Source organism: Streptomyces sp. F001 (assembly GCF_004187715.1).
Taxonomy (GTDB): Bacteria; Actinomycetota; Actinomycetes; order Streptomycetales; family Streptomycetaceae; genus Streptomyces; species Streptomyces flavusporus.
This window is the reverse complement of the sequence record NZ_QZWF01000033.1, coordinates 1-14834: the sequence shown is the minus strand read 5'-3', so window position 1 is coordinate 14834 and position 14834 is coordinate 1. Positions and strand designations below refer to the sequence as shown.

At 69.3% G+C, this 14834-nt stretch carries 16 protein-coding genes; 11 read left to right on the top strand and 5 right to left on the bottom strand.

The window, feature by feature from the left end; translation table 11 throughout:
* From mmsA to StrepF001_RS39975, 6 genes are all read left to right on the top strand, one after another.
* Window positions 1-986 (top strand): CoA-acylating methylmalonate-semialdehyde dehydrogenase (mmsA, locus tag StrepF001_RS40000; RefSeq protein ID WP_129803011.1); only part of this gene is annotated, 986 nt, incomplete at its 5' end.
* A 29-nt stretch (window positions 987-1015) separates the two neighbouring features.
* Entirely contained in the window at window positions 1016-1957 is a 942-nt protein-coding gene (locus StrepF001_RS39995; protein ID WP_129803010.1) for a TIM barrel protein, read from the top strand.
* Between the two features lie 10 nt (window positions 1958-1967).
* Window positions 1968-3392, top strand: a complete 1425-nt coding sequence (locus tag StrepF001_RS39990; RefSeq protein ID WP_129803009.1) for a sugar porter family MFS transporter — start codon at window positions 1968-1970, stop codon at window positions 3390-3392.
* A 23-nt stretch (window positions 3393-3415) separates the two neighbouring features.
* Window positions 3416-4435, top strand: a complete 1020-nt coding sequence (locus StrepF001_RS39985; RefSeq protein ID WP_129803008.1) for a Gfo/Idh/MocA family oxidoreductase — start codon at window positions 3416-3418, stop codon at window positions 4433-4435.
* A complete protein-coding gene (locus StrepF001_RS39980) occupies window positions 4432-5298 on the top strand; it encodes a sugar phosphate isomerase/epimerase (protein WP_129803007.1) in 867 nt (288 codons plus the stop codon). Before StrepF001_RS39985 ends, StrepF001_RS39980 begins: the two co-directional genes overlap by 4 nt.
* Window positions 5299-5653: 355 nt before the next feature.
* Window positions 5654-6208, top strand: a complete 555-nt coding sequence (locus StrepF001_RS39975; protein ID WP_206307106.1) for a hypothetical protein — start codon at window positions 5654-5656, stop codon at window positions 6206-6208.
* Here StrepF001_RS39975 and StrepF001_RS39970 read toward each other — a convergent pair.
* Window positions 6172-6468 carry an antibiotic biosynthesis monooxygenase gene (locus tag StrepF001_RS39970; protein WP_129803006.1) on the bottom strand — a complete coding sequence of 99 codons (297 nt, stop codon included), beginning with the start codon at window positions 6466-6468 and terminating at the stop codon, window positions 6172-6174. The two genes, StrepF001_RS39975 and StrepF001_RS39970, sit on opposite strands and share 37 nt — an antisense overlap.
* A 212-nt stretch (window positions 6469-6680) precedes the next feature.
* On the opposite strand from StrepF001_RS39970, the gene StrepF001_RS39965 reads away from it, so the two are divergent.
* Complete coding sequence (locus StrepF001_RS39965) at window positions 6681-7157, top strand: cupin domain-containing protein (protein WP_165396527.1); 477 nt, start codon at window positions 6681-6683, stop codon at window positions 7155-7157.
* Here StrepF001_RS39965 and arsM read toward each other — a convergent pair.
* Window positions 7130-7936 carry an arsenite methyltransferase gene (arsM, locus tag StrepF001_RS39960; RefSeq protein WP_129803004.1) on the bottom strand — a complete coding sequence of 269 codons (807 nt, stop codon included), beginning with the start codon at window positions 7934-7936 and terminating at the stop codon, window positions 7130-7132. The genes StrepF001_RS39965 and arsM overlap by 28 nt on opposite strands.
* A gap of 305 nt (window positions 7937-8241) precedes the next feature.
* On the opposite strand from arsM, the gene StrepF001_RS39955 reads away from it, so the two are divergent.
* The gene (locus StrepF001_RS39955; protein ID WP_129803003.1) at window positions 8242-8688 is read left to right on the top strand and encodes a hypothetical protein; all 447 of its coding nucleotides are present in this window, start codon (window positions 8242-8244) and stop codon (window positions 8686-8688) included.
* Between the two features lie 131 nt (window positions 8689-8819).
* On the top strand, window positions 8820-10565 hold the full coding sequence (locus StrepF001_RS39950; protein ID WP_240797915.1) for a S8 family serine peptidase: 1746 nt from the start codon (window positions 8820-8822) through the stop codon (window positions 10563-10565).
* 84 nt (window positions 10566-10649) lie between these two features.
* Here StrepF001_RS39950 and StrepF001_RS39945 read toward each other — a convergent pair whose 3' ends face one another.
* Window positions 10650-11312 carry a dienelactone hydrolase family protein gene (locus StrepF001_RS39945; RefSeq protein WP_129803001.1) on the bottom strand — a complete coding sequence of 221 codons (663 nt, stop codon included), beginning with the start codon at window positions 11310-11312 and terminating at the stop codon, window positions 10650-10652.
* 211 nt (window positions 11313-11523) lie between these two features.
* Here StrepF001_RS39945 and StrepF001_RS39940 point away from each other — a divergent pair, with 211 nt between their 5' ends.
* The gene (locus tag StrepF001_RS39940; protein WP_206307105.1) at window positions 11524-12420 is read left to right on the top strand and encodes a hypothetical protein; all 897 of its coding nucleotides are present in this window, start codon (window positions 11524-11526) and stop codon (window positions 12418-12420) included.
* On the opposite strand, the gene StrepF001_RS39935 is transcribed toward StrepF001_RS39940, so the two are convergent.
* Complete coding sequence (locus StrepF001_RS39935; protein WP_129803000.1) at window positions 12348-12668, bottom strand: hypothetical protein; 321 nt, start codon at window positions 12666-12668, stop codon at window positions 12348-12350. The genes StrepF001_RS39940 and StrepF001_RS39935 overlap by 73 nt on opposite strands.
* A gap of 286 nt (window positions 12669-12954) precedes the next feature.
* Window positions 12955-14160: an FAD-dependent oxidoreductase gene (locus tag StrepF001_RS39930; RefSeq protein ID WP_129802999.1), complete on the bottom strand. Its 1206-nt coding sequence runs from the start codon at window positions 14158-14160 to the stop codon at window positions 12955-12957.
* A gap of 232 nt (window positions 14161-14392) precedes the next feature.
* On the opposite strand from StrepF001_RS39930, the gene StrepF001_RS39925 reads away from it, so the two are divergent.
* Window positions 14393-14834 (top strand): Rrf2 family transcriptional regulator (locus tag StrepF001_RS39925; protein ID WP_129802998.1); only part of this gene is annotated, 442 nt, incomplete at its 3' end.

The following is a 14834-nucleotide window of genomic DNA, read 5'->3' as shown; positions in this document are numbered from 1 at the left end:
TCCTCAAGCCCAGCGAACGCGACCCCTCCGCCGCCAACTACGTCGCCGAGCTCTACCAGCAGGCCGGCCTGCCCGACGGCGTCTTCAACGTCGTCCACGGCGGCAAGCCCGCCGTCGACGCCCTCCTCACCCACCCCGGCATCCAGGCCGTCTCCTTCGTCGGCTCCACCCCGATCGCCAAGTACGTCCACCAGCAGGCCACCGCGCACGGCAAGCGCGTCCAGGCCCTCGGCGGCGCCAAGAACCACGCCGTCGTCCTGCCCGACGCCGACCTGGAGTTCGCCGCCAACCACATCACCGCAGGCGCCTACGGCTCCGCAGGCGAGCGCTGCATGGCCGTCTCCGTCGCGGTCGCCGTAGGTGACGCGGCCGACGGGCTGGTCGAGGTGCTGGCCCGCAAGGCCCGCGAAGTGAAGGTCGGCCCCGGTGACACCCCCGGCACCGAGATGGGGCCGCTGGTCACCAAGGCCGCCCAGGAACGCGTCGAGAACGCGGTCGGCACCGCTGCCACGCAGGGCGCCACCGTCGTCGTCGACGGCCGCGGACTGAAGATCGACGGCCACGAGGACGGCTTCTTCACCGGCCCCTCCCTCCTGGACCACGCCACCACCGAGATGGACGCCTACCAGGAAGAACTGTTCGGCCCCGTCCTCGCCGTCGTCCGCGTCGACACCCTCGACGAGGCCGTCGACCTCATCAACGCCAACCCCTACGGCAACGGAACCGCCCTGTTCACCGCCTCCGGCGAGGCCGCGCGCCGCTTCCAGCGCAAGGTCAACGTCGGCATGATCGGCGTCAACGTGCCGGTGCCCGTGCCGATGTCCTACTACTCCTTCGGCGGCTGGAAGGACTCCCTCATCGGCGACTCCCCCATCCACGGCCCCGAAGGCATCCGCTTCTACACCCGCCCCAAGGTCGTCACCACCCGCTGGCCCCAGACCGAGCAGCAGGTGACCGCCGGCTTCACCTTCCCCACCTCCAGCTGAAACCTCCCTCTCCCCGAAGGACACACACCATGGCAACGGCGCCATCCCCGCTCCGCACCACCGTGGGCAACCTGTGCCTCGGCTCCGCCCCCGACTCCTGGGGGATCTGGTTCCCCGAGGACGAGCACCAGGTCCCGTACACCCGCTTCCTCGACGAACTGGCCGAGGCCGGCTACCAGTGGCTCGAACTGGGACCGTACGGCTATCTCCCCACCGAACCGCAGCGCCTGAAGGAAGAGCTGGACGCCCGCGGGCTGAAGGTCTCCGGCGGCACCGCGTTCGGTGCACTGCACCGCCCGGAAGCCTGGGACGACATGCTCGCCCACGTCCGGCAGGTCGCCGCGCTGACCGCCGCCGCGGGCGCGCACCACCTGGTCCTCATCCCGCCGATGTACCGGGACGAGAAGACCGGCGCGTTCACCGAGCCGCCCGAGCTGACCGCCGAACAGTGGGCGGGCTTCGGCCACGCCGCCGACCGGCTCGGCAGGCTGCTGCTCGACGAGTACGACGTACGCCTCGTCGTCCACCCGCACGCCGACAGCCACATCCAGACCCAGCCGGAGATCGAGCGGCTGCTGAACGAGTCCGACAGCCGCTACACGAACCTGTGCCTGGACACCGGGCACGTTGCGTACGGTGGCGGCGACAACCTCGACCTGATCCGTCGCTTCGGCGAGCGCGTGGGCTACGTCCACATCAAGCAGATGGACCCGGCCGTCCTCGCCCAGGTCGCCGCCGAGAACCTCTCCTTCGGCGAGGCCGTCAAGCGCGGCGTGTGCGTGTCGCCCCCGGCCGGCGTGCCGAACCCGGCCGACGTGGTGGCCGAACTCGACGCCGAGTTGTTCGTGATCGTCGAGCAGGACCTGTACCCGTGCGCTCCCGACGTACCGCTGCCCATCGCCGTACGCACCCGTGAGCACCTGGCCGGCTGCGGCCTCACCGGAACCCGACGCCCGACCACCAACCGGTAAGGGGGCTGCCATGGACGTCAGGGACGACGCGATCACGGCACCTGCCGCAGTGACGGACGACGCTCCGCCGGCGGTCTCCCGGAGGCTGCGGCTCATCACGGTCATCGCCACCTTCGGCGGGCTCCTCTTCGGCTACGACACCGGCGTCATCAACGGCGCCCTGCCGTACATGACCGACGACCTCGGTCTCACCGCGGTCACCGAGGGCATGGTCACCAGCTCACTGCTGCTGGGCGCCGCCCTCGGAGCCGTCGCGGGCGGCCGGATGTCGGACCAGCGCGGCAGGCGCCGCACCATCCTCGCCCTTGCGGTGCTGTTCTTCGTCGGCGCCCTCGGATGCACCCTCGCGCCGACGACGGAAGTCATGATCGTCGCACGTTTCGTGCTCGGCCTCGCGGTCGGCGGCGCCTCGGTGACCGTGCCCGTGTACCTCGCGGAGGTCTCCCCCGCCGAGCGGCGCGGCGCGCTGGTCACCCGTAACGAACTCATGATCGTCAGTGGGCAGTTGCTGGCCTTCACGTCCAACGCGATCATCGCTCGGGTCGGCGGCGAGTCCGGCGGTGTCTGGCGTTGGATGCTGGTGGTCGCGACGCTTCCGGCCGTCGTGCTCTGGTTCGGCATGCTGGTCATGCCGGAGAGCCCTCGCTGGCTGGCCTCCAAGAGCCGCTTCGGCGAGGCCTTCGAGGTACTCAAGCAGGTCAGGTCCGAGGCACGGGCGCAGGCCGAGCTGAGCGAGGTGTCCGCGCTCGCCGTCAAGGACGAGCGGAAGAAGCTCGGCGGCTGGAAGGACATGAGGGCCGTGCCCTGGGTGCGCAGGCTGATGTTCGTCGGCTTCGGTATCGCGATCGTGCAGCAGATCACCGGCGTCAACACGATCATGTACTACGGCACCCAGATTCTCACCGACGCCGGCTTCACGTCGGACAGCGCCCTGACCGCCAACATCGCCAACGGTGTGATCTCGGTGCTGGCCACCTTCGTCGGGATCTGGCTGCTGAGCCGCGTCAACCGTCGTCCGATGCTGATGGCCGGTCAGATCGGTACCACCAGCGCCCTGTTGCTCATCGGCATCTTCTCTCTCACTCTTCCCGAGGGCACGGGCCGTGCGTACGCCGTGCTCGCCATGACCGTCACCTTCCTCGCCTTCCAGCAGGGCGCGATCTCGCCGGTGACCTGGCTGATGCTGTCGGAGATCTTCCCGATGCGGATGCGCGGCTTCGGCATGGGCGTCGCGGCCGTGGTGCTGTGGCTGACCAACTTCGTGATCGGCCTGGTCTTCCCGTCGCTGGTCTCCGCGATCGGGATCTCCAACACCTTCTTCCTCTTCGTCGTCGCGGGGCTCTTCTCCCTCACCTTCGTGAAGCTCTACGTCCCCGAGACCAAGGGCCGCAGCCTCGAGAACCTCGAAGCGGAACTCCGGGCCCGTTTCTCCTGAACTCCCCTCAAGGAACTCTCCTCATGACTGTACGTGTAGGTGTCATCGGCACCGGAATGATCGGCCAGGACCACATACGGCGGCTCACCGACGTCATCACGGGGGCTCGCGTCACCGCGGTGACGGACCTCGACGCCGCCCGCGCGGCGGAGGTCGCCGCCCGCATCGGCGCCGCCGCCGTGCCGACCGGCACCGATCTGATCAACTCCCCCGAGGTGGACGCCGTCCTCGTCACCTCCTGGGGCCCCACGCACGCCGAACACGTCCTGAACGCCATCGCGGCCGGCAAGCCGGTGTTCTGCGAGAAGCCGCTCGCGACGACCGCCGAGGACTGTCTGCGCATCGTCGAGGCCGAGCGGGCGCACGGCCGCCGCCTGGTCCAGGTCGGCTTCATGCGCCGCTTCGACGCGGGATACCGCCAGATGAAGGAGGTGCTGGCCACCGGCTCCGTGGGCACGCCGCTGATCGTGCACTGCGCACACCGCAACCCGACCGTGCCGGACTCCTACACCTCCGCGATGGCCGCCCAGGACACGGCCGTCCACGAGATCGACGTACTGCGCTGGCTGCTCGACGACGAGATCGTCTCCGCCCAGGTGATCACCCCGCGCGCCACGAGCAAGCGGTTCGCGCACCTGAAGGATCCGCAGATCATGCTCTTCGAGACCGCGAACGGCGTCCGCATCGACCTCGAGGTCTTCGTCAACTGCCAGTACGGCTACGACATCCAGTGCGAAACCGTGGGCGAGGACGGCCTGGTCCGCCTGCCCGACCCGGCAGCCGTCGGCATCCGTACCGCAGGGCGGCACGGCACCGCCGTACTCCAGGACTGGAAGGGCCGGTTCGTGGACGCCTTCGACACGGAGTTCCGTGAGTGGACCGCCTCGGTAGAGGCCGGCACCGAACCCACGGGTCCGTCGGCCTGGGACGGCTACGCCGCCACCGTCATCACCGACGCAGCCGTGCGCTCCCTGGAGACGGACAGCCAGGTCGTCACCGTCGACATGAAGCCCCGGCCCGCGCTCTACGGAGGCACGGCATGAAGATCGCCCTCGACCCGTACATGTTCCGCGCACTTCCCCTGGACGACATGGTGCGCACGGTCGCCGAACTCGGCTACGAGTACATCGAGTTGTCGCCGCGTGACGACTTCATGCCGTTCTTCCTGCACCCCCGGGCGGACGACGCACGCGTCACGCAACTGAAGAACTCCCTGCGCACGCACGGCGTGCAACTCTCCTCCGTACTGCCTCTGTACAAGTGGTCCTCGCCGGACGAGACCGAGCGGCAGGCCGCCGTCCGCTACTGGAAGCGGATGATCGAGATCACGGCCGAGCTCGAATGCCCGCTGATGAACTCGGAGTTCAACGGCCGCCCCGAGCGCGCCGCCGAGAGCGAGGCGGCGTTCTGGCGCTCGATGGAGGAGCTGCTGCCGGTCTTCGAGCGGGAGGGCATCGCCCTCAACCTGGAGGCGCACCCGGACGACTTCTGCGAGGAGAACTCCCCCGCGGTCGACCTGGTCCGCGCCATCGACAAGCCGTGGGTGAACTACCTCTACTGTGCCCCGCACTCCTTCCACCTGTCCGGGTCAGACCCGAAGGCGGACATCGCGGCGATGATGCGCTACGCGGGCGACAAGCTCCAGCACGTGCACATCGCGGACTCCTTCAACCACAAGGGATCCTCCGGACTGCGCTACATCCTCAACCCGCCGGGCACCACCGCCCGCATCCACCAGCACCTCGACATCGGTCAGGGCGAGGTGGACTGGGACGCCTTCTTCGGCACCCTGCGCGAACTGGACTTCGACGGCGTCGCCACGGCCTGTGTCTTCGCCTGGGAGGAACGGGCCCGCGAATCCTCGGCGTTCATGCTGGACCGCATCTGCAAGGAACTCGCGTCATGAGCCGCTGCGCTCGACGCCACGGCTGACCATCCCACACCGACGCCGTGCACCGGCTCCTCGACGGGAGCCGGTGCACGGCGTGCCTGCTGCACAGGCACGGATTGCAGCGCGCCCGGTGATCAACCGCCGCACCGAAGCACACAAGGGCGCTCGTCTGCATATATCTGCGCCCTCGGTGCGCTGGCGCTCGCCATATCCGGTGAACAGCGCCCCTGCCATATGGCCGTACCGTCGTACGCCCCGTAGCACTTAGGGACACGAACCACCCACCTACGGAAGCAAGGCGCCAACGACAACACAGACAACCTTTGGCCTGCCGGGCACCAAGGCCCGACACCACGCAGGAGGTTTGTTCATGGCACTGGCACAGTGGACGAACGCGATGGAATGGCTGGCCGCAGCCGCACAGGACCCCCGGGCCTGCAAGAAGGACTGGCAGCACGGCAGCACCGGAGTCCACCTTCTGGCCGCCGGACGCTTCTGGGACGTACTGATCGTCCCCGCCTGCCTCGGGCTGCGCGCCGCCGACTGCCTCGAGGGCATTCCTCGCCTCGTCCCCGGCCCTGTTCTCCTGGACGAAAGGCGACAGCAAGTCGGTTTCCTCCTGCCACCCGACCCCGTGTCCACCTGGGTCGGCCAGGGCACGCGCTATGTCGCAAGAGGCGGCTGGATCGCCGCCCCTGCCCCGCACTGCCGGTGGGGAGACCTCCGCTGGCTCCGCCCGCCCGATGGCAGCGGCACCCTGACTGCGCCCGAGGCCATGGAACTCGTCCTGTTCCGAGCCATGGACGAAGTGGTCCGCTCCCACGGCGTCCGGCACCACAGGCACGAACTCCCCCACCGGAGCGTCGACACGCAGGCCGTTCCTGTTGACTACCGCTGGGGGATGGCCAGTTCGCGGCCGCGGTAGAAGCCTTCCCGCTCCCCGACGACGTAGGGGGCCATGGCCTCTCGCCGCTGCTTCTCCGGCTCGGAGGCCCGCCAGGCGTCGCATGCCTCCTTGGAGTCCCAGAACGACACCCCGGTGATCTCCTGTCCGTCCTCGGACCAGTACGCGAAGGCGCGGCGCAGCCCCTGCGGGGAGGAGGGCGGGCGCCATGCCCGCTCGAACTCCTCCAGGGTGCCCGGCCGGACGCGGCGCGTCGTCACCCAGACGAAGTGCTCCTCCATCGCAGCCTCCTCCACATGACCGGTTCGGCTCACCGGCCCCTCTCGGACCACCGTAGGTGCAAAGCACCGCGCGTGCCTGCGGACGTTTCCGGTCGTGCGGGCCGGTGGAGGACCATGGGTCATGGCGGTGCCGACTCCGGGGGTCATCACCCCGGTGAAACAGGAAACGGCCTCCGCCACAATGGGCGAGGTGCGCTATGCGTGGACGAATCATGGGCAAGACGCTGGTCGCCAGGGATGAAGGTGACAGTACCAATGGTGTCGTCATCAAGCTTTATGGCGAGGAGACCAACGGGGCCATCTCGATCATAGAGCAGCCGTTCGAGCCTGGACTTCTTCTCCCGCCGCACGTTCACGAGAACGATGTCTGGCTCTACGTACTCGAAGGGGAAATGCATGTCCGGGTCGACGACGAGGTTGTCAGGGCGACAGACGGGTGCTGGGTGTTGAAGCCTCGCCGAATCCCCCACACCATGTGGAACGCGGGGCCCGAGTCGGCGCGGATTGTCGAACTGTACACGCCAGGTGGATTCGAGCTTTTCTTCATCGACTTCGAAGAACGGTTGCGACAGGGGCCGGTCGGGCTCGACGAACTGAATCACCTCGGCGAGCCGCACGGAATCCGTTTCTTCGACGACTGGATTCCCGACCTCAAAGCCACTTACAACCTGCGAGTCGTCGGCGAATAGCGGCAATCCTTGACGGCACGGACGATCGCCGAGTGCATTCCGTCCGTGACCTGATGCGTCGACGTGATCTCGACGTCGGTGAACCCTGCATCCTCAAGCCCCTGCCGGTACTCGGCGAAGGACAGGGCGCCCGCGATGCAGCCGACGTATGCGCCGCGCTCGGCGCGCTGGTCGGGGGTGAGGTGATCCTCGGCCACGACGTCCGTCACACCGACGCGCCCGCCGGGGCCCAGAACGCGGAACATCTCGGCGAAGACGGCGGGCTTGTCCACCGACAGGTTGATCACGCAGTTGGAGATGACGACGTCGACGCTGTGCGCGGGCAGCGGCACGGACTCCATGGTGCCCTTGAGGAACTCCACGTTCGTCGCGCGGGCCTTCTGTGCGTTCGCCCGGGCGAGGGCGAGCATCTCGTCGGTCATGTCCAGCCCGTACGCCCTGCCGTGCGGCCCGACCCGGCGCGCGGACAGCAGCACGTCGATGCCGCCGCCGGAGCCGAGGTCCAGCACGCGTTCCCCCTCGCGCAGTTCCGCCACCGCGAGCGGGTTGCCGCAGCCCAGGGAGGCCGCGACCGCCTCGGCCGGGAGTCCGTCGCGGTCCTCGGCTCCGTAGCGGCCGGCCCCGAAGCCCTCGGCGATCTCGACCGCCTGCGGACCGCAGCAGTCCCCGCCGCTCTGCGGCCCGCCCGACGCGGCACCGCCCTCGAGCACCTTCACGGCGGCAGCGGCGTAGCCCACGCGGACGGCTTCCCGTACCTCTTCGGGCGTCTGCTCGGTCATGGCAGCACTCCTCACTGGATCGACATCCATAGAAACAAGACTGCGCCTTGAATCGACAGACGTCAACATAGAGGTACGTCGAATCAAGTCGTCCGGGTCACCGATCGCACCGGCCGCCCCTCCCGGTCCGCGTCGACCATGTCCCGACTGGACGGCACGAGTTGAAGCAGCCAGGCCAACTCCTCGGCTTGCGGCCCGGTCGACACGCCCCTAGGTTCAGGTCGTCGGATTATTCCGACAAAGCCGACATAACACCTATGTCGACTTTCCCTCCGTGGCACCCGCAAGGAGAATTCATGTCGGTGATGACCGGTACTCAACCCCTCCAGCAGCTCGGCGGTCAGCAGCTGGGTGGTCCGCAGCAGATCGCCCAGGTGGTCCAGCAGTCCATCCAGCAGGCGTGTCAGCAGACGGCCCAGCAGGTCGCGCAGCAGGTGCAGCAGACGTTCCAGCAGATCCAGCAGATCCAGCAGCAGATGCAGCAGCAGCCGGGCCTGGCCCAGCAGGCGCATCCGTACCTGGCTCTCGCGCTGCACCGCGCGCTGCACTCGGGCATCCGCCACGCCGTGGAGCAGTCCGTGCAGCAGGCACTGCCGACCGCGATCGTGACCCTGCTCCAGCAGAGTCAGCAGGGCCAGCAGGGCATGCAGGGCCAGCAGTGGGGCGGTGGGTTCGGCCAGCAGTACCCGCAGTACCAGCAGCAGCCCGGCTTCGGCTTCGGCCAGATGGGTCAGCCGTTCGGTATGGGCTGACACCTGGGCAGCGCACGCGGTGTGCCCGGACTGGTTCCGGGCGCACCGCGTCACCGTGGAAGCGGTCACGTGGAAGCGGGAGCTGCCCCATCGGCCGGATCAGGAGCACGAGTTACGACGTAAGCGTGGTGATGGTGGACGTGATGGTCAAGGAACGGCCCGGAAACAGCGGTGCGAGCGGGCCAGGGGGTGGTGCGGGGGCTGCCGGCGAAGGACCGGAGGGCAAGGAGACGGAGCCGGCCGGGAAGGGCGCGCAGTCCGTCCCGGTGCAGCCGCGCCGGGAGCGGTACATGGTGACACCGCTGCCGCAGCAACTGCTCCCACCGGGAGTGCCCGAACTCAGTATGGATGCGGTGTGTGACCAGTTGGGGCGCATGCCCGACGTCAAGGTGACCCGTAGGCTCCGGCCGTCGGAGAAGCTGCGATCGGCCGGGCTGCCCCCCGCCTGCCCGGAGATCGCAGTCGTCGAGGCACCCGGGGCTCAGCTGCCGGCGATGCGGACGCTGCACGTACACATCGAGCCGGACCTGCCGCTGTCCGCAGCCGTACCCGCCGCCGCGCCGGCCGTGGGGATCGCGCTGCGTGATCCAGGACTGGTCATGCCGCTGGAACAACCGGTGGAGATCTCGCTGCGCGTCTGCGGCCCGGACGGAGAACCGCTGACCGGCGCGGGCGTGTTCCTGATCGGGTCGTCATGGCCCGGCCAGGGTGTCACCGGGTCCGACGGTACGGTCACCGTCACGCTGCCCACGGAGACGGTGCAGTCCGTCCAGGCGCTGTACGTCCGGCCCGTGGGCGGCTACACCGACCGCTGGATCAGTCGTCCGGACCTGTCGGTGACCGGGGAGAACCTGGTCACCCTCACACCGCTGGCCAAGGTGTACCCAGGGCTGGAGGACAGGCAAGAGTACGGCTGGGGCCAGCAGGCCATGCGGCTGGACCGGCTGCCTCCCACGTTCCGCGCTTTCGGGATCAAGGTCGGGGTCATCGGGTCGGGCGTCGCCGCCGAGCATCCCGATCTGAAGCAGCGGGTGCGCTCCGGGATCGATCTCGTCCGCGGAACCGAGGAGGGCTGGGCCCACGACACGGCGGGCACCGGTACCCATGCGGCCGGCGTCATCGCCGGGGCGGACACCGGCAAGGGCGTCATCGGTATCGCGGTCGATGCCGAGATCGAGGTCTGTCAGGTGCTGCCCGGCGGCTGCTTCAGCGACCTGATCGCCGCCCTCGACCACTGCATCGAACGCGAGGTCGACGTCGCGCACATCGCCGTGGCAACGCCGTACGCGTCGGCGCTCGTCTCACGCAAACTGGCCGACGCCAACGCGGTGGGCATCGCCTGCGTCGCCCCGGCGGGCGACTCGGGCGGACCGGTCTGCTTCCCCGGCTCACTGCCCACCGTGTTCACCGTGGGTGCGCTCGGAGCCTTCGGGACCTTCCCGCCGGACACCTCCCAAGCCACCCATGTGGGCCCCCAGTTGACGCCGGACGGGTTGTTCGCCGCGCCGTTCAGCTGCCACGGGCCCGGGGTCGACGCGGCCGCACCCGGTGTGGCCGTCCTGTCATGCTCGCCGCAGGGCGGGTACACGGCCCTCGACGGCACCGGCACGGCCTCGGCCCACGTCGTCGGTCTCGCCGCCCTCGTTCTCGCCCACCACGAGGACTTCCACGGTCAGCTGCTGCCCCGCGGACCTGGCCGGGTGCGGCACCTGTTCGAGATCATCGCCGCCAGCTGCCGCCCACTGGCCGCCCCGGGCACCCTGGAGGCATCCCGCCTCGGACACGGCCTGCCCGACGCGCTCACCGCCCTCGGCCTGGCCCCCGGGGTGCAACTCGCTCCGGCCCTGTCCCCTTACGTCCCCACCCTGGCCGGTTAGGGCCACCCCACAACAAGATCACCTGCAATCACCCGCCCGGCCGTGCGGCTCGACCATGCCGCACGGTCGGGCGTGGCGCTGGGATCAGGCTGAACGACGTCCGTTCTCCAAATGGGAGACGAACCAGTGCCGAGCCGCAGTGACTACCTCCTCAAGGGTCCCGGGCTCGTGGAACAGATGGGTTGCGCCGCGCACGACACGGATCTCGCTGGGCGCGCTGAGCATTCCGGCCGCTTCCTGGTTGAACCCCAGATCGGTCTCGTCCTCGCCGCCGACGAGGAACAGCACCGAGGCCCGGACGCGCTGCAGCGCCTCGTACGGCAGGTCCGGACGCCCACCTCGGGTGACCACGGCCAGGACTCGTTGTGGCCGCTCGGCAGCTGCCAGCAGAGCCGCCGACGCGGCCGTGTCGGCACCGAACAGACCGACCGGGACGTCGACGGTCTCCGGCCGCTGCTCCAGCCAGTCGACGGCGGCCACCAGCCGCCGGGCCAGGAACTGGACGTCGAAGCGATGCCGGGCCGAGCGCGCGTCCTCCCGTTTCTCCAGTTCGGTGAGGAGATCGAGGAGGAGCGTGCCCATGCCTGCCCGGTGAAACGCGTCGGCGAGCGTACGGTCGCGTGTACTGCCCCGGGAGCTGCTGCCGCCCTCGGCGATGACCACCACCGACCGCACCGGGCCGGGGACGACCAGATCGCCTGCGAGCGGCGCCTCGCCTGCGGGCACCAACACCAAGTCGGAGATCATCCGCTGCCTCCCAACGTGATGCTCGTTGGGCTCCTGTGATGCCCGGGTACCCGAGGACGGAATCGGTACGCGCATGACCGGTCCCGCCTCGACAGGCGATCTTGACGTGGGTCCCGCAGGATGGTGCCGGTTGCCCGGCCGTGGGGGCGCTGAGGGCAGCCGCTTCCCGTGTGCGGCGGACTGCCGCCCCTTCCTCACTCAGGAGCCCGGCATGGCAGTGGTAACGGAGGAACTTGTACCGGCGCTGGAGGATACGCGCCAGGCGCATGCCGCAGTACTGGACCGGTTCCGGGCGGATGTGACCGTCACGCCGCCGGGCCCGCACCGGGAGATGCTCGAACGCCAGAGCATCGAGGTCCACTACAGCCTCCAGCGCATTCAACGCCAGGCACGCGATCTGCAGCCCAGGGGGTTGATGAGCACCGCGGTCGGCCTGAGCCGGTCCGTCTCGCGGGGCGCGGTGCGCGCGGCGATGCTGCCGCTGACGATCGGGGCGTCGATCGTGCGGGGGTTGCTGCCCGGCGGGGGCCCGGCCGATGCGCGGCGGCTGCTGAGGAATGCGGAGGACGAGTACGCGGTCGCGGCGCGGGCGCTCGCGGCGTGCCGGGCCGGGGAGGTCCTCGCCGAACAAGTGGACGCCCGGTCCACCGCCGAGCTGCTCGGCTCGCTGCGCCGCCAGGACGAAGAGCTGCTGCAGGAACTGGAGGCAAGCCTCGCCGAGCACGCCCGCGCCGTGGCGGCGTCCACCAACGGCTCGGGTCCGGGCGAGAACCGCATCGCCGCTCTGGCCGACACGGCGGCCCATACGATGCGGACCGCTTTCGACCAGGCGCTGTACGTCGCCCAGCACAGTGGCCGACGGCCCTGGGGTGCGGGGAGGGAGATGGCCGAGCCCAGCCCCATTGCCGAAGAGGTCCTGGGATCGGTCAAGCGGGAGGAGGACCTGCCGATTCCCGGGTTCAGCCAGCTCAGCACCGAGCAGATCCAGCAGCGACTGGGCACACTCTCCCAGCTGGATCTGACAGTGATCGAGGGCTACGAGCGCACACATGCCCACCGCAAGGGCGTCCTCGAAGCCATCGAGCAGCTGCGCGTGGAGGAGCCGTAGGCCGGCTGCGTCAGGCAGGCCTCGCCGGCCTGTTCGTCCGGGACGGGACGGCGGGCCGTGCACAGCAGCGGGACCCAGGTGGCGATGTCCGTGAAGCAACCGGCGCCGGCCGGGACGGTGTCCAGGACGCTGCGGTCGGGGCGCAGCAGCACGGCGTCCGCCCGGCCGTCACGCAGCCACGCGGCGAGCGTGCCGTCGTCGCCGAGGCTGTCCGTGGCGACGGCCCGTGCGCCGATGCCCTCCGCCACGGCCCGCACGAGGGCGGAAGGGGCGCGCCGGCCAGGACGGCGAGGGAGTCCCCGAGTGCGTCGTCGAGGCGGGTCCGCCGGCCGTCGGCGGTCACCCAGAGCTGGGGACAGAAGGCGCCCCCCAGGTCACGGCCGCCCGGTCGGACACGCCACCGCAGTCACCGACAGGCGGCGGATGAGAACCGCCCAGGGCGCAAGGGAAAGAGCCCCTGCACACCGGGCGGTTCGGTGGTGGTCGTCGTCCGGCGGTGCGAGGCCGGCCGGACTGTCGGGCTGCGGCCCGCTGTCAGGCGTTGGAGAAGCGGCCTGCCTGGGCGAGGATCTGCTCCGGATCGTCCAACGGCGGGTAGATCCACAACCCGTTGATGTCCTGCTTGAGGGTCTTGGCTTCCTGCCCGGTCAGCGCGATCTTGCGATCCCAGCCCTTCGTGAAGACGGCGCCGGCGGGGCCGAGATCCAGGCAGGTGACGTAGGGGTCAGGGGTGAAGGGCAGCAGGGGGTTGCCCAGAAGTTCGGCTGCCACGTTGTGACCGGCGAACTTCCCCATCGGCAGGGCATGCTGGCAGGACTGTGTCGTGTCGTGCCCGTCTTCTGCGGGGGCGAGTGCGGTGTCGCCGGCCGCGTACACGTCAGGTACTCCGATCACCTGAAGGTGTGCGTCCACGCTCAGCCGTCCCAACCGGTCGCGTTCGCCCGGGATGTGGGCCGTGAGGGGGCTCGCGGTCATGCCGGCCGTCCATACGACGGTTGCCGTGGGAATCACTTCACCGTCCGAGAGGGTGACGTCCTCGCGGGTCGCGGATGCCACGGTGAGTCCCAGACGTCGTTCGATCTTCAGCTCGTCGATCGCGTCGTTGATGGTCGGGCGCGGGCCCGGGCCGAGTTCCGGGCCGACGACGTCGGCGCGGTCGACGAGAACGACCCGGACGTCCTCAACTGCGCCCTGACGGTCGGCGATCGCGCGGAGCCGTTGCCCCAGCGCGGTGGCGATCTCCAGGCCGGTGAAGCCGGCACCGACCACGACGGCGGTGTAGCGGCCCTGGGACGGGGGCTGCTCAGGCAGCCGCCGCAGGTGGTTGTCGAGTGCGGCCGCCGCGGGAAGCGTGTCCACGTCGAAGACTTCCTGCGAGCCGGGGAAGTCGGGGCGCACGAGCTGGCTGCCGGTGGCCAGCACCAACTTGTCGTAGGTCAGGTCCAGTTCCTCACCGGTGCGCCCGACGGCGCGTACGGTGTGCGCTTCGGTGTCGATTCCCGTGACGGTCGCCGTTATGCGGCGTACGCCGATCGGGCCGAGGACGCGGTCCAGTGCGACCCGCATGCCTTCCGGGGCGTCCTCGTACAGACGGGGACGGATGACCAGGTCATCGCCTCCGCTGACGAGCGTCACCCGTAGTTCGTCGCCGGCGCTGCCCGCCTCACGTGCGGCGCGAACCACTCCTGCCGCGCTCCACACGCCGGCGAAGCCGCCACCGATGATCAGGACATCCTTCATGCACTTCTCCGTTTTCGAAGCCGAAGCGATGAGCCGGTGCTCCGTGAGCAGGGAACTGCCCTGCCGCGGTGGCCTCCAGTGGGGCCCGCACCACCTATCCTGGACACTACATATCCTGGATATTGAGTGTCAAGATCTCTTCGCGGTGCCGCCCCGGGCAGGACGGGACAGAAGCCACACCGGGGCCGGTTACCTGGTCCGATCCTGGACATGTAATGTCCGTAATATGCGAATGGCTAAAGGTGTCGAGTGGGCTCTGCACACGCTGCTCAACCTGGACATGATCGGCGGTGGCCCGGTAGGCAGCGGCCAGCTTGCCGAGGCCCACGGCCTCTCGGCCTCCTACCTCAACAAGCAACTACAGCTGCTCGCCCGGGCCGAGCTCGTGGTCTCCGTGCCCGGGCCGCGCGGGGGTTTTCGGCTGGCCAGGCCCCTTGAGACCATCACCCTTCTGGATGTGGTGGAGGCCATCGAGGGAGGCACCCAGCTCTTTCAGTGCACAGAGATCAGTCGCTGCGGCAAGATCGGCGAGCTGTCACCGTCGTCGGCAGGTGCATGTGCCGTCAACGCAGCCATGCGCCGGGCGGAACAGGCGTGGCACCAGGCGCTGGCCGCCCAGAGTCTTGCCGACATCAGGGCGGAGCTGGACCGCACCCCGACAGTACGTCAGATAG

What these genes read in the sequence shown, in the direction of transcription:
- StrepF001_RS39995 (WP_129803010.1), top strand. Translation starts at nt 1,016, where the DNA reads ATGGCAACGGCGCCATCCCCGCTCCGCACCACCGTGGGCAACCTGTGC.
- StrepF001_RS39990 (WP_129803009.1), top strand. Translation starts at nt 1,968, where the DNA reads ATGGACGTCAGGGACGACGCGATCACGGCACCTGCCGCAGTGACGGAC.
- StrepF001_RS39985 (WP_129803008.1), top strand. Translation starts at nt 3,416, where the DNA reads ATGACTGTACGTGTAGGTGTCATCGGCACCGGAATGATCGGCCAGGAC.
- StrepF001_RS39980 (WP_129803007.1), top strand. Translation starts at nt 4,432, where the DNA reads ATGAAGATCGCCCTCGACCCGTACATGTTCCGCGCACTTCCCCTGGAC.
- StrepF001_RS39975 (WP_206307106.1), top strand. Translation starts at nt 5,654, where the DNA reads ATGGCACTGGCACAGTGGACGAACGCGATGGAATGGCTGGCCGCAGCC.
- StrepF001_RS39970 (WP_129803006.1), bottom strand. Translation starts at nt 6,468, where the DNA reads ATGGAGGAGCACTTCGTCTGGGTGACGACGCGCCGCGTCCGGCCGGGC.
- StrepF001_RS39965 (WP_165396527.1), top strand. Translation starts at nt 6,681, where the DNA reads ATGGGCAAGACGCTGGTCGCCAGGGATGAAGGTGACAGTACCAATGGT.
- arsM (WP_129803004.1), bottom strand. Translation starts at nt 7,936, where the DNA reads ATGACCGAGCAGACGCCCGAAGAGGTACGGGAAGCCGTCCGCGTGGGC.
- StrepF001_RS39955 (WP_129803003.1), top strand. Translation starts at nt 8,242, where the DNA reads ATGACCGGTACTCAACCCCTCCAGCAGCTCGGCGGTCAGCAGCTGGGT.
- StrepF001_RS39950 (WP_240797915.1), top strand. Translation starts at nt 8,820, where the DNA reads ATGGTGGACGTGATGGTCAAGGAACGGCCCGGAAACAGCGGTGCGAGC.
- StrepF001_RS39945 (WP_129803001.1), bottom strand. Translation starts at nt 11,312, where the DNA reads ATGATCTCCGACTTGGTGTTGGTGCCCGCAGGCGAGGCGCCGCTCGCA.
- StrepF001_RS39940 (WP_206307105.1), top strand. Translation starts at nt 11,524, where the DNA reads ATGGCAGTGGTAACGGAGGAACTTGTACCGGCGCTGGAGGATACGCGC.
- StrepF001_RS39930 (WP_129802999.1), bottom strand. Translation starts at nt 14,160, where the DNA reads ATGAAGGATGTCCTGATCATCGGTGGCGGCTTCGCCGGCGTGTGGAGC.